A 13,730-nucleotide genomic window follows, 5' to 3' on the forward strand; every position below is an offset into this window, starting at 1 on the left:
CTCGCTCCCACAGGGGGATGTTCAGTGTCCGAAGATCAGGAAGAAAAGATTTCCGTGTAACGACGAATCCATTGGTCATGCACCGTCGCCAGGAAGGCGTTGTCGTGCATGATCGCCTTCTCGGAGATTTGCTCCGGAGTCAGGATGTACGGGCTCTTGCGTGCTTCGGCGGAGATGATCGCCTTGGCGTTGACCGGGCCGTTGTAGATGTCTTCGGCCATCTTGCCCTGCACCAGCGGGTCCAGGGAGTGGTTGATGAAGGCGTAGGCCATGTCGGTGTCGCCCGGACGGTTCTTCGGCATCACCGAGAGCATCAGGTCGGTGTAGAAACCCTCCTTCATGCCGAAGGTGGCGCCCAGGCCGTAGTTCGGGTCGCGGATCTGTTTCGGGAAAAAGGCTGGTGCGTACAGGCCGCCCATGTCCAGGGAACCGGTGCGGAACAGCTCGGCGATCTGGTTCGGGTTTTCACCCAGGGTCACCACGCGGTCCTTGAGCTCGGCGAGTTTCTTGAAGCCAGGCTCGATGTTGTGCTCGTCACCACCGGCCAGTTTGGCGGCGATGATGATCAGGTCCATGGCCTCGGTCCAGTTCGGCGGCGGCAGGAAGATGTTCGGCGCCGCATCGGCATCCCACAGGGAGGCGTAGCTGGTCGGCGCTTCTTTCTGGGTGCGGGTGCTGTAGACCAGGCTGTTGCACCAGAGCAGGTAACCGATACCGTGGCCATTGGCGCCGGTGCGGTATTTCTCCGGTACGTCGACCAGGTTGGGAATACGGTTCAGATCGGGTTTTTCCAGCAGGTCGGCGGCGGCCAGACCTTCGGCACCAACGCCCGCCAGGGTGATGATGTCGTATTGCGGACGATCACCGCCGGCCTTGAGCTTGGCGACCATTTCCGAGGTACTGCCGGTACGGTCGGCGACGACCTTGCAGCCGTACTTGTCTTCGAAGGTCGCGGCGATGTTGCGCAGTGCTGCCAGGCCGGTGTCATCGGACCAGGTCAGCAGTTTCAGGGTCTTGCCGGCAAAGCGGGTGTCGCTGGCGTTGGCCTTGACGAACGGCAGGCTCATGGCCGCCGCGGCAACCGAGGCTACGCCCACGGTCTTGATGAATTGACGTCTGTTCAGATCATGCTCGCCCATTACGGACTCCCTTTGTTTTTGTAGGTATGAGGCAGGTCGAAACTGTTGCATCCGCGCGGTCGGATCAGCGCTGGCTCCCGTATCTTCGGGGGCTTGGTTGAACCGGTGAGTTCATCCTGAGGTCGTGCAAAACAACTGACTATCGATAAAAAATCATTGGAGCCATGACGTAGGCGCATGACTCTTTTTACCTGTGGGAGCGAGCCTGCTCGCGATGGACGTCAACGAAAACGCGGGGCATCAGACGGCCCGTGTCGCCTATGAGTGCATCGCGAGCAGGGCTCGCTCCTACAGTGTGATAGGGGCGTCAGACAGCCCGAATCACGTGTTTGATTTCCTGGAAAGCCTGCAAGCCCCACGGCCCCAATTCGCGGCCGATGCTGCTCTGCTTGTAGCCACCCCAGGCGGTCTGCGGGAAGATCACCTGCGGTGCGTTGATCCATACAAGCCCCGCCTGCAGGGCGTTGGCGACGCGATCCGCCGTTTCGGCATTGCTGCTGACCACGCTGGCCACCAGACCGAACTGACTGTCGTTGGCCAGGGCGATCGCCTCGGCTTCGGAGTTGAAACGACGTACGCAGATCACCGGGCCGAAGATCTCCTCACACCACAGCGCACTGTCCAGGGGCACGTCGGTGAAGACCGTCGGCTGCAAAAAATATCCGCGCGCAAGATCCGCCGGACGATTGCCGCCGCACACCAACGTGGCGCCGGCACTCAGGCCGCGATCGATGTGGCCGAGCACGCGCTGGTATTGCGCCTGATTGACCAGTGCGCCCATCTCTACATTCGGGTCGAACGGATCGGCCACGCGAATCGCTTCGGCGCGGGCCTTCAGACGGGTCATGAATTCATCGGCCAACTCATCGGCAACCAGCACGCGGCTGGTGGCGGAGCACATTTGCCCGGCGTTGAAGAAACCGCCACCGCAGGCCACGTCCACCGCCAGGTCGATGTCGGCATCAGCCAGCACCAGCAGCGACGACTTGCCGCCCAGTTCCAGGCTCACACCCTTGACGGTTTCCGCCGCGCGCTGCATGACCTGTACGCCCACCGCATTGCTGCCGGTGAAGGAAATCTTGGCGATGCGCGGGTCCGCCGACAGTGGCGCGCCCACGGCCAGGCCGGTACCGCAAACCAGGTTGAACACACCGGCCGGCAAACCGGCTTGGGCAATGATGGTTGCCAGTTCAAGTTCCGGCAGCGGCGTCACTTCCGATGGCTTGAGCACCACGCAGCAACCGGCGGCCAGGGCCGGGGCGAGTTTCCAGGCGGTGGTGACCATCGGGAAGTTCCACGGCACGATCAGGCCGACTACACCGCAGGGTTCGCGGCGCAGGCGTGCACTGAAATCATCGCTTGGCAGCTCGACGGTGCTGTCCTGCTTCGCGTCCAGGCCTTCGGCCAGACCTGCGTAGTACTCGAAGGTAGCGATCACATCATCGACGTCGATGGCCGCTTCGAACTGTGGCTTGCCGTTGTTGCTCGACTGCAACTGCATCAAGCGCTCACGAGCAGCCGACACGCCGGCAGCGATCTTGCGCAGAATCGCGCCGCGCTCGGCGCCGGAGGTCTTCGACCAGTCGGCGAACGCCCGGGTGGCCGCGCTGACGGCCTGCTCGACCGCTTGTTCATCACCGCCCACCACCGTGGTCAGCAGCGCTTCGGTGGCCGGGTTGATCACCCGCAGGTGCTCGTTGCCGGCGGACCATTGGCCGTCGATGTACAGGCCGTCCAGGGTGGTTGGCAGAGTCAGGGATACGCTCATTTCGACACCGCCTGGGTCCACGCGGTCTGGTCGATTTCGATCAGGGTGGGCCCCTGACGATCGGCGGCGGCACGCAGGGCAATGCGCAGCTTGTCGGCGTCGCTGACGGCTTCCGCCGCACAGCCCAGGGCCTTGGCCACACCGATGAAGTCCGGGGTGTAGATGTCCACGCCCACCGGCTCGATGGCGCGGTTGACCATGTATTTCTTGATCTCTTCGTAACCCTGGTTGTTCCACAGCAGCACGATCACCGGGGTGCGCGCTTCAACGGCGCTGGCCAGTTCCGGCAGGGTGAATTGCAGGCCGCCGTCACCGATCAGGCACACCACCGGTGGGCGGGTGCCGCTCTCAGTGCTGCCGCCGAGCCAGGCGCCAATCGCCGCCGGCAAGGCATAACCGAGGGTGCCGTAGCCAGTGGACGAGTTGAACCAGCGGCGCGGGCGCTCCGGGTTGAACGTCAGGTTGCCGGTGTACACCGGTTGGGTCGAGTCGCCGACGAATACCGCGTCCGGCAATTCGCGCAGAACGGTTTCCAGGAAATGCGTCTGGGCCAGGGTCGGGGCATCCCAGCTGGCAGCCAGTTCTTCGCGCAGACGGGCGGCACGCACGTGGCCCCAATCGTTGCTGCGCGCGGCCAGGGTCTTGTGGGACAGCGAGCTGAGCAAGGCCTGGGCGGCGTTGCGCGAGTCAGCTACCAAGGCCACGTGCGGCGGGTAGTTGCGCACGGTCTGGTCCGGATCGATGTCGATGCGCAGCAGCTTGCCGGGAATCTCGAAACCACCTTTGAAGGTGACGTCGTAGTCGGTCTCGGCCAGCTCGGTACCGATGGCCAGCACCACGTCGGCCTCGGCCACCAGGGCACGGGTGGCGACCAGGCTCTGGGTCGAACCGATCAACAGCGGGTGAGCGGATGCGAGCATGCCCTTGGCGTTGATGGTCAGGGCCACCGGTGCGTCCAGCAGTTCGGCCAGCTGGGTCAGCTCGGCGGCAGCATCGATGGCGCCGCCGCCAGCGAGGATCAGCGGACGCTGGGCGCTGGCCAGCAGTTCAGTCATGCGGCTGACGGCGGAAGGTGCGGCACCGGCGCGGTCGATGTTGACCGGCAGGCTGGCGAGCAGGTCGTCGGCTTCTTCAACCAGTACGTCCAACGGGATTTCGATGTGTACCGGGCGTGGACGACCGGCCTGGAACAGCGCGAAGGCGCGGGCCAGCACGACCGGCAACTCGGACGCCGACATCAGGGTGTGGGAGAACTCGGCGACACCGGCACACAGCGCGCTCTGGTTCGGCAGTTCGTGCAGCTTGCCGCGACCGCCGCCCAACTGGCTGCGCGATTGCACGCTGGAAATCACCAGCATCGGGATCGAGTCGGCGTAGGCCTGACCCATCGCGGTGGTGATGTTGGTCATGCCAGGGCCGGTGATGATGAAGCACACACCCGGCTTGCCGCTGGTGCGGGCATAGCCGTCGGCCATGAAGCCGGCGCCCTGCTCGTGGCGCGGGGTGACGTGGTTGATGCTCGAACGGGCCAGCCCGCGATACAGCTCCACGGTATGAACGCCCGGAATGCCGAATACCTGCTCGACACCGTAACCTTCGAGTAACTTGACCAATACTTCGCCGCACGTCGCCATGTGTATGCCCTTCTTGTTCGTTTGAGACGCCGGGCCTGCGCCGTGTTTATGATGATTGGGCAGGTCCAGGGATGGCCTCATTGGAACGGGCGACACGTAGCCGTAACAATGGATAAAAAGTCATACTAGCCATGTCCTCACGTCATACCTTGGATCCCAATGAAACGACTGCCTCCCCTGCCGGCGCTGCACACTTTTCTGATTACCGCGCAGTGCTGCAATTTCACCCGGGCCGCCGAGCAACTGCACATCACCCAGGGCGCGGTCAGCCGGCAGATCGCCGGGCTGGAAGATTTTCTCGGTTATGAGTTGTTCATCCGTCAGGCCCGGGGCCTGGACCTGACCGCCGAGGGACGTGAATGGCTGCCACGGGTGCAGCAGATTTTCGGCCTGATCGACGAGGCGGTGGAGCAGATCGGCGAGAAGCGCGAAACCCTGCAACTCAAGGCCCCGACCTGCGTCATGCGCTGGTTGCTGCCGCGCTTGCTGCAATGGCAGCGGGAGCGGCCGGACGTGCCGGTGGAATTGACCACCACGGTCAAGCACGGGGTGGATTTTCATCTGGAGCAATTCGATGCGGCGGTGATGTATGGCGCGCCACCGGATCGCGCGCTGGAGTCGCACCTGCTGTTTGATGAACAACTCACCCCGGTCTGCTCCCGGCCCATGCTCGAAGGCACGTTGGCCTTGCAGGCGCCGACGGACTTGCAGCACCACCTGTTGCTGCACCCCACCCGCGATGAACGGGACTGGAAAGCCTGGTTGAAAGCGGCGGATGTGCATTTGACCAATGTCAGCAAGGGCCAGCATTTCGAAACCCTGGACCTGGCGATGTCGATGGCGTCCCAGGGGACTGGCGTGGCGATCGGCGACTGGTCGCTGATCGGCGATGACCTGAATGCCGGACGGCTGGTCATGCCTTTCGATCTGAAGGTAAAAACCGGGCTGGCGTATTACCTGGTTTTCCCGGAGAAACCCGCGCCTTCGCCGAAGTTGCGTGAGTTGATGGGGTGGTTGGTGGAGCAGGCGCAGTCGCGCTGAACTCCGCACCGCTTCTCTGTAGGAGCGAGCCTGCTCGCGATGATCGCAAGGGCACCGCGATTTACCTGGCAGCCCGCGTCATCGTTAACGACCATCGCGAGCAGGCTCGCTCCTACAGGGAGAGGTGTCGTTTCAGTAGCCGACCGTGAACCGTTGTTTTGAATGCTTCGGCACTTCGATTTCATCGAGCATCGCAATCGCAAAATCGGCAAACGAGATCCAGCTGCGCCCTTCGCGGCTCACCAGCAAATCATCCTTGCCAACCCGGAACGACGCCGTGCGCTCGCCTTCGACAAACTCCGCCGACGGCGACAGGAAGGTCCAGTCCAGATCCTTTTCCTGACGTAGATTGTCCAGAAACACCGCACCGGCACCCGCCTCGGCCTTGTACTCCGCCGGAAAGCCTGCGCTGTCGATCACCCGGGTACCGTCCGGCAACAACAGCGAACCGGCACCGCCCACCACCAGCAGGCGCTTGACCCCGGCGGCCCTCACCGGCCCGATCACGGCGCTGGCCGGCAGCGTCGCGAAATGCGCCGCGCTGATCACCACGTCATGCCCGGCGATTGCCGCTTGCAGCGCAGCGCCATCCAGCGCATCGACGGCCTTGCTGACCACGCCTTCACGCTGGCCGATTTTCGAAGGATCGCGGGCGATGGCGGTGACGCTGTGACCGCGACGCAGGGCTTCTTCCAGGAGTTGGCTGCCGGCACGGCCGGTGGCACCGATGATTGCGATTTTGCTCATGACGTTCTCCAGTTGGCTGTACTCGTAAGTGATCGTTCCCACGCTCTGCGTGGGAATGCCTCAAGGGACGCTCTGCGTTCCAATGGGACGCAGAGCGTCCCGGGCTGCATTCCCACGCGGAGCGTGGGAACGATCAGGGAACTGCGCACTACCACTTCATCTCGCCCTTGGCGACTTTGGCGCTCAGCTCCAGGGAGCTTTCCTCGCCCAGGGTCGGGTAGCGTTTTTTCATCGCGGCGATCAGCGCGGCAGAATCCTTGGCCTTGGCGGTTTCTTCGTCGAAAGCCTTGATGTAGTCAGCCGTGAACTGCACCGCAGCCAGGGACCGGGCACTTTCACCAAGGTAGTGACCCGGCACGACGGTCTTCGGTTTCAGCGTTTCGATGGAGTGCAGCGTAGCCAACCAATCGGCATGGGACTGCGGCGTCTGGGTGTCGGCCATCCACACGTGGATGTTTTCCGCGACGACTACGCCACCGACCACGGCCTTGATCGACGGGATCCAGACGAAGGTGCGATCGGGCTGTTTGCTCTCCAGACCGACGACCTGCAATTTCTGCCCTTCGAGGATCAGGCTGTCGCCCTTGAGCACCTGGGGCACGACGGTTTTGGCCGGCGCATCAGCGCCCAGTTTCGGCCCCCAGAACGCCAGTTTGCCGGCCACGGTCTGCTTGATGTGATCGACGGTTGGCTGCGAGGCGAGAACCTTGGCCTTGGGGAAGGCAGCGGTCAGGGTGTCGAGGCCGAAGTAATAATCCGGGTCACCGTGGCTGATGTAGATGGTGGTCAGTTGCTTGCCGCTGGCGCGGATTTTTTCCACCAGTTGCTCGGCCTGGGATTTGCCGAACTGCGCGTCCACCAGGATCGCGTCCTTGTCGCCGCTGACCAGCACCGAGGTCACCGGGAAAATCGCCTTTTCGCCGGGGTTGTAGACGTCCAGCGTCAAGGTCGATGCGCTGGCCTGGCCAGCAAAGCCAAGGGCGGTGGCCAGCAGAATGCGTTTGAGAGAGGTAATGCCGATCATTGTTCGCACCGTTATCGGAATGGAAAACCCGCCTCCCTGTAGGAGCGAGCCTGCTCGCGATGGACGACAGGACACCGCGGGGTATCAGGTTTCCAGCGTCATCGTTGACGACCATCGCGAGCCTGCTCGCTCCTACAGGGGAGCAGAAGGACATGGAGAGAGAGCTTAGTTGCCTGGTTCGTTACAAAAAATGCGATGCTGAAACACAGATTGTTTCTGAAATCGGGCAAATCATGGATCGTCTACAAGCAATGCGGGTGTTCGTCACGGTGGTCGACCTGGGCAGCCAGTCGGCCGCCGCCGATCATCTGGAGCTGTCCCGGCCGGTAGTTTCACGGTATCTGGCGGAACTGGAGGACTGGGTCGGCGCGCGTCTGATGCACCGCACGACCCGCAAGTTGAGCCTGACCGCCGCCGGCAATGAAACCCTGCCCCGCTGCCGGCAGATGCTGGAGCTGTGCAACGACTTGCAGGCCGCCGTCAGTGAACCGGACGATGCCCCGCGCGGCCTGCTGCGCATCAGCGTCAGTACCTCGTTCGGCCAGGCGCAACTGGCCGATGCCGTGGCGGCCTTCGTCAAGCGCTACCCCGGCGTGAGCATCGATCTGCAGATGCTTGATCGCACGGTGAACCTGGTGGATGAGCGCATCGACCTGGCGATTCGCACCAGCACCGAACTGGACCCCAACCTGATCGCCCGGCGCCTGACCGTCTGTCGTTCGGTGATCTGCGCCTCCCCCGCTTACCTGCGCGAGCACCCGGCACCGCAGCGGGTCGAGGACCTGAGCCGGCACAACTGCCTGACCCATTCCTACTTCGGCAAGAGCCTGTGGCATTTCGAACAGGACGGCGAACAGCTATCGGTCCCGGTGCAGGGCAACATCAGCGCCAACGAAGCCAGCACCCTGTTGCGCGCAGCGATAGCCGGGGCCGGCGTGGCGATGCTGCCCACGTATCAGGCCGGGGTGCATATCCACAGCGGTGAACTGGTGCGCCTGCTGCCAAGGGCCGAGCCGCGACAGATGCAGGTGTACGCGGTGTATGCCTCACGCAAGCACATGCCGGCGGCGTTGCGCAGCCTGGTGGATTTTCTGGTGCAACGGTTTCCCGAAGAACCTGCGTGGGATGTGGGTCTGTAGACACAATTCATTGTAGGAGCGAGCCTGCTCGCGAAAGCGGTGGGTCAGCCAACAAACATCGTGTATGTGAAGGCCTCATCGCGAGCAGGCTCGCTCCTACAAAGGCATCAGTGTTCTGCCGTTGCGCTGGCAACTCACCACCCCTGACCTATGCTCAAGGTAATACCCAAGGGTATTCGTTCAGAGGTCTACGCCATGAACATCAGAACAAGAAGGTACCTGGCCATTTTCATCACCTGCGCGGTCACGCTCGGGCTGTATGGCGCGGCAGCCTGGCGCGTCGAGCAGTTGCGCAACCTGCCCCGTGACTACGCCAGCTGCAATTTCGAGCGTTGCATTCCGCACAACGCCACCCTCAACGCCCTGCGCTGACCACAGGCTCAGGCCGGGTTGTCCTGGTCGGCCTTCAAGCGGTCGCGAAAGGCCTTGGGCGAGATGCCGACCCGACGCCGGAACAGGCGTGTGAAGTTGGTCGGATCGGAAAAGCCCAGCAAGTCCGACATCTCATAAATCGTCATGCTGGTGTAGGTCAGCAACCGCTTGGCCTCCAGCAACTGCCGCTCGTGCATGATCTGCAGCGCCGGCTGCCCCGCCAGTTCGCGGCAAGTGCCATTGAGGTGCGACACGGAAATGCCCAGGCGATGGGCCAGGTCCTCGACCTTGACGTGCTGCCGGTAAGTCTCTTCCACCAGTTGAATGAAACCGTTGAGGTATTCCCTCGCGCGCTGTGGCCGTTGCGTGGCCGTGTGTCGCTGGATCACCCGGCGGCTGACCCACACCATGATCACGCTGACCAAAGAATGCATGAGCATGTCCCGGGCAGGCTGGTGGCTGGTGTATTCGGCTTGCAGGGCGGCGAACAGGCTGTTGAGGTAGTCGGCGTCCTGACCGGCCGGGTAGCTCTCGGCGTGGGCCAGGGCATTCACCGAATGCCCCAATTGCGCCTGAAGATGAGCGATCAAGGGTGCTGCCAGGGTCACGACAAACCCTTCGACGTCCTCTGAAAAACGGAATCCGTGCACCGACAGCGGTGGCAGGATCTGGATGGCAGGCTCAGTCAGTTGCGTACGTTTGCCTTCGATTTCAAGCTCTGCCTGACCTTTGAATACGAAGAGCAACTGGCACAAATCGGCGTGGCGGTGGGGTTTGATTTCCCATTGATGTTCGCGGCTGCGTTTGGAGATGGTTTCACAGTGCAGCAAGTCCGGGGTTGGCCAATCCAGGCCTTCACCGTAGAGCTTGAACACTGGAATCGAAGGCAGGTCAGGCTTGTTCATCACTTCAATCCAGGCCTCGCGTTGATGACGGGCGATAATCGCACCGATTGGCAGAAAGTACAGATATCGGCTCAGTTTTCACCTTCAATTGACAGACCCGCAAGTGAAAAATGCAAGCACTCGATCCATAAAACTCATTCACCGGCCAAGGCTGCGTGAAGCTTGCGAGTCATAAAAACAATGAAAACCTTGAAAACCCAAGTCGCCATTATCGGCGCCGGTCCTTCCGGTCTGTTGCTCGGTCAATTGCTGCACAACGCCGGTATCGACACCCTGATTCTCGAACGCCAGACACCCGAGTATGTGCTCGGTCGCATCCGTGCCGGCGTCCTCGAACAAGGCATGACAGACCTGTTGCGCCAGGCCGGCGTGAGCCAGCGCATGGACGCCGAAGGGCTGGTCCATGGCGGCTTCGAACTGGCCCTCGATGGTCGTCGCGTCCACATCGATCTGCAAGCTCTCACCGACGGCAGGACGGTAATGATCTACGGCCAGACCGAAGTCACCCGCGACCTGATGGCCGCTCGTCGGGAGGCCGGGGCAACGACGATTTACCAGGCCACCAACGTCATCCCCCATGGCATGAAAACCGACGAAACCTTCGTCACCTTCGAGAAGGATGGCGAGCTGTACCGCCTCGACTGCGACTACATCGCCGGCTGCGACGGCTTCCACGGCGTGGCGCGGCAATCAATTCCCGCCGAGTGCCTGAAGGTCTTCGAACGGGTCTATCCCTTTGGCTGGCTGGGGATTCTGGCCGACACCCCGCCGGTGCATGAAGAGCTGGTCTACGCCCGCCACGAACGCGGCTTCGCCCTGTGCAGCATGCGCTCGGCCACGCGGACCCGTTATTACCTGCAAGTGCCCGCCGAAGAGCAAGTCGAAGACTGGTCCGATCAACGTTTCTGGGATGAACTCAAGTCCCGTCTGCCGCCAGATCTGGCCGACAAGCTGGTGACCGGGCCGTCCATCGAAAAAAGCATCGCGCCACTGCGCAGTTTCGTGGTCGAGCCCATGCAGTACGGACGGATGTTCCTGGTCGGCGACGCCGCGCATATCGTCCCGCCCACCGGGGCCAAGGGCTTGAACCTGGCGGCGAGTGATGTCAGTACGCTGTTCAATATTCTGCTGAAGGTTTACCGCGAGAATCGCGTCGACCTGCTGGAGAAATACTCGGAGATCTGTCTGCGCCGCGTGTGGAAAGCCGAGCGCTTTTCCTGGTGGATGACCTCGATGCTCCATCGTTTCCAGGATCACGATGCCTTCAGCCAGCGCATCGCCGAGTCGGAGCTGGACTATTTCATCGACTCCGAGGCCGGTCGTAAAACCATCGCAGAAAATTACGTCGGGCTTCCTTATGAGGCTATCGAATAGCCTGCTACCGACTTACACTGGCGAGCATCCCCGCTCGCCCTTGCCTCGCGCGGGACTTTCACTGCCCGCAGGTTCTGCCGTGACCAATCTCAATCATCCCGAAACGCCCAAGCCCGCCATCCGCAGCGTGTTGATCGCGCTGATGCTGGCGATTTTTCTCGGTGCCCTGGACCAGACCATCGTCGCGGTGTCGATGCCGGCCATCTCCGCGCAGTTCAAGGATGTCAGCCTGCTGGCCTGGGTGATTTCCGGCTACATGGTGGCGATGACGGTGTCGGTGCCGATCTACGGAAAACTCGGCGACCTGTATGGGCGGCGCAAATTGATGCTGTTCGGCATGGGCCTGTTCACCATCGCCTCGCTGTTTTGCGGCATGGCCCAGAGCATGGAGCAACTGGTGCTGGCGCGGATTATCCAGGGCATCGGTGCCGGCGGGATGATTTCCGTCAGTCAGGCGATCATTGGTGACATCGTGCCGCCACGCGAACGCGGACGCTATCAGGGTTATTTCAGCAGCATGTATGCGGCCGCCAGCGTGGCCGGCCCGGTACTGGGCGGCTACATGACCGAATACCTGTCCTGGCGCTGGGTGTTTTTGATCAACCTGCCGCTGGGCCTCGGCGCGTACTGGGTCGCCCGACGCAACCTGATGGGCTTGCCGATTCCTCACCGCAAACCGGTCATCGACTATCTCGGCACGCTGTTGATGATCATCGGCCTGACCGCACTGTTGCTGGCGATCACCGAGGTCGGCCAGGGTTATCCATGGACCAGCAGCCAGGTGCTGGGGCTGTTTGCCTGTGCGGTGGTGGTGCTGGCGGTGTTCGTCTGGCATGAGCGTCGTGCGCGGGAGCCGTTGCTGCCCATGCATTTGTTCGCCAATAGCAACGCATTGCTGTGCTGGTGCGCGATTTTCATCACCAGTTTCCAGGCGATTTCCCTGACCGTACTGATGCCGCTGCGCTTTCAGAGCGTGACCGGTGCCGGGGCCGACAGCGCGGCCCTGCATTTGCTGCCGCTGGCGATGGGTTTGCCGATCGGGGCGTATTTTGCCGGGCGCCGCACCTCGGTGACCGGGCGCTATAAACCGCAGATTCTCACTGGCGCGCTGCTGATGCCGCTGGCGATCCTGGGCATGGCGTTCAGCCCGCCCCAGGCCTTTTTGCTGAGCAGCCTGTTCATGCTGCTCAGCGGCATCGCTTCGGGGATGCAGTTCCCGACATCTTTGGTAGGCGCACAGAATTCCGTGGAGCAACGCGACATCGGCGTCGCCACCAGCACCACCAACCTGTTCCGTTCCCTGGGCGGTGCGGTGGGCGTGGCGCTGATGTCGGCGCTGTTGCTGGCATTGTTGCAGGATTCGAGTTTCGCCCATCTGACCGGCTCGGCGCTGGTCGGCGAAGGGCATTCAGGCAATGTCCTGCTGGACGGCCTGAACGCCGCACCGGGGGATGCGCAGACTGCCTTGCGCGGTGAACTGCTGCTGACCTTCCGGCATTTGCTGATGGTCAGTGCGGGGGTTTCACTGGTGGGGCTGGCGGCGGCGATTGCCATGCCGAACCGGTTGTTGCGGGGGCGGGAGGACAAGGTTCGGTAGCTGGACCGCGTCGCCTGCATCGCGGGCAAGCCTTGCTCCTACAGAGTTTGCGCAACACTTGTAGGAGCAAGGCTTGCCCGCGATGGCGCCACCACTGTCGCCAAATATTCAAGGGCTGTAATAACCGACAGCCACCAGCAAATGCCCGACCTTCTTCAGGTAGGCATGCTTGTCCTCGACCTTGCCGGTCACCGGATTTTTCCAGCGATATTCGTACTCGCCATAATCCTGCTTGCTCATCAGCGCCAGGATCGGCTCGCCCACCGGTTTGCCTTCCGGGTCCTTGATCTTGCCAAAATCGGTGTTGATCAACCGCAGGTTGGTGCCGTGGGCCAGGTAGCGCTGGGTGTTCAGGTCAACGACAAACACATACAGGTCATCCTGCAGGTAACCACCCTTGAGGGAGTTGATCGCTGCAAGGGTGCCCTTTTCATCCTTGGTCAGGTCGATCGCCGCCTTGTTCAACAGGGCCATGGCCTGCTCCGCCGACGCCCGAGGAAGGTAGTAGCCAACCGCGAGAATTCGCTGGCCGACACGCTGGTAGTACACATGCTTGCGTTCGACCTTGCCATCGGCCCAGTTCTGCCAGCGGTAGTCGGCCTGCTGAATGCCATTGCCCTCCGGCACTTTCAGGGCGTCCTTGAAGGTTTTCTGCAAATCCGGCCCGAGGACCGTCGACACATCCCGGCCAATCAGCGCCGCCGACGGCCCGCCACTGGCGAGCATTACGCCGTTGGTGTCGAGGACGAACACGTAACGGTCCTTGTCGACGAACTCGCCCTGACGGCTGAAGGCAGCGAAGGCCTTGTCGCCATGGTCGTGATAGTAAGCCAGGGCCTTTTCCAGCAAGGCGATGGCGGCCTGGCTGTCGGCCTTTTCCGATTCAGCGGCGTGAACCTGGCCCAGACACAACACGAGCATGCCGCCCAGCCAGGCGAGCTTATGCAGAAATCCCATAGCGCACTCCTCGTTCCTCTTGGTGTTTGAGGA

Annotated in this window: 12 protein-coding genes; 5 read left to right on the top strand and 7 right to left on the bottom strand. The window is 62.1% G+C overall.

Annotation, left to right across the window (positions count from 1 at the left end; genetic code table 11):
• Nucleotides 1-35: 35 nt before the first annotated feature.
• The 3 genes from DKY63_RS14140 to DKY63_RS14150 form a co-directional block, all read right to left on the bottom strand.
• Nucleotides 36-1,139: an extracellular solute-binding protein gene (locus DKY63_RS14140; RefSeq protein WP_110964667.1), complete on the bottom strand. Its 1,104-nt coding sequence runs from the start codon at nt 1,137-1,139 to the stop codon at nt 36-38.
• A gap of 307 nt (nt 1,140-1,446) precedes the next feature.
• A complete protein-coding gene (locus tag DKY63_RS14145; protein WP_110967924.1) occupies nt 1,447-2,895 on the bottom strand; it encodes an aldehyde dehydrogenase family protein in 1,449 nt (482 codons plus the stop codon).
• Between the two features lie 8 nt (nt 2,896-2,903).
• Nucleotides 2,904-4,541 carry a 5-guanidino-2-oxopentanoate decarboxylase gene (locus DKY63_RS14150; RefSeq protein WP_110964668.1) on the bottom strand — a complete coding sequence of 546 codons (1,638 nt, stop codon included), beginning with the start codon at nt 4,539-4,541 and terminating at the stop codon, nt 2,904-2,906.
• Nucleotides 4,542-4,700: 159 nt separating this feature from the next.
• Here DKY63_RS14150 and DKY63_RS14155 point away from each other — a divergent pair, with 159 nt between their 5' ends.
• Nucleotides 4,701-5,582 (top strand): LysR substrate-binding domain-containing protein, encoded by an 882-nt coding sequence (locus DKY63_RS14155; protein ID WP_110964669.1) that lies wholly within the window; start codon nt 4,701-4,703, stop codon nt 5,580-5,582.
• Nucleotides 5,583-5,714: 132 nt separating this feature from the next.
• Here DKY63_RS14155 and DKY63_RS14165 read toward each other — a convergent pair whose 3' ends face one another.
• Together DKY63_RS14165 and DKY63_RS14170 are read right to left on the bottom strand one after the other, a co-directional pair.
• On the bottom strand, nt 5,715-6,329 hold the full coding sequence (locus tag DKY63_RS14165; RefSeq protein ID WP_110964671.1) for an NAD(P)-dependent oxidoreductase: 615 nt from the start codon (nt 6,327-6,329) through the stop codon (nt 5,715-5,717).
• A 148-nt stretch (nt 6,330-6,477) separates the two neighbouring features.
• Nucleotides 6,478-7,353 carry an MBL fold metallo-hydrolase gene (locus DKY63_RS14170; protein WP_110964672.1) on the bottom strand — a complete coding sequence of 292 codons (876 nt, stop codon included), beginning with the start codon at nt 7,351-7,353 and terminating at the stop codon, nt 6,478-6,480.
• A 233-nt stretch (nt 7,354-7,586) separates the two neighbouring features.
• Here DKY63_RS14170 and DKY63_RS14180 point away from each other — a divergent pair, with 233 nt between their 5' ends.
• A complete protein-coding gene (locus tag DKY63_RS14180; RefSeq protein ID WP_204354332.1) occupies nt 7,587-8,492 on the top strand; it encodes a LysR family transcriptional regulator in 906 nt (301 codons plus the stop codon).
• 195 nt (nt 8,493-8,687) lie between these two features.
• A complete protein-coding gene (locus DKY63_RS32395) occupies nt 8,688-8,864 on the top strand; it encodes a hypothetical protein (protein WP_170948630.1) in 177 nt (58 codons plus the stop codon).
• Nucleotides 8,865-8,872: 8 nt separating this feature from the next.
• Here DKY63_RS32395 and DKY63_RS14185 read toward each other — a convergent pair whose 3' ends face one another.
• A complete protein-coding gene (locus DKY63_RS14185) occupies nt 8,873-9,769 on the bottom strand; it encodes a helix-turn-helix domain-containing protein (protein ID WP_110964674.1) in 897 nt (298 codons plus the stop codon).
• 189 nt (nt 9,770-9,958) lie between these two features.
• Here DKY63_RS14185 and pobA point away from each other — a divergent pair, with 189 nt between their 5' ends.
• The gene (pobA, locus tag DKY63_RS14190) at nt 9,959-11,143 is read left to right on the top strand and encodes a 4-hydroxybenzoate 3-monooxygenase (protein WP_204354352.1); all 1,185 of its coding nucleotides are present in this window, start codon (nt 9,959-9,961) and stop codon (nt 11,141-11,143) included.
• Nucleotides 11,144-11,222: 79 nt separating this feature from the next.
• Nucleotides 11,223-12,740 carry an MDR family MFS transporter gene (locus tag DKY63_RS14195; protein WP_110964676.1) on the top strand — a complete coding sequence of 506 codons (1,518 nt, stop codon included), beginning with the start codon at nt 11,223-11,225 and terminating at the stop codon, nt 12,738-12,740.
• A 108-nt stretch (nt 12,741-12,848) separates the two neighbouring features.
• Here the strand turns inward: DKY63_RS14195 and DKY63_RS14200 are convergent, their stop codons facing one another.
• Nucleotides 12,849-13,697 (bottom strand): cache domain-containing protein, encoded by an 849-nt coding sequence (locus tag DKY63_RS14200; protein WP_110964677.1) that lies wholly within the window; start codon nt 13,695-13,697, stop codon nt 12,849-12,851.
• Nucleotides 13,698-13,730 lie beyond the last annotated feature (33 nt).

The organism is Pseudomonas putida (assembly GCF_003228315.1).
Lineage (GTDB): Bacteria > Pseudomonadota > Gammaproteobacteria > Pseudomonadales > Pseudomonadaceae > Aquipseudomonas > Aquipseudomonas putida_S.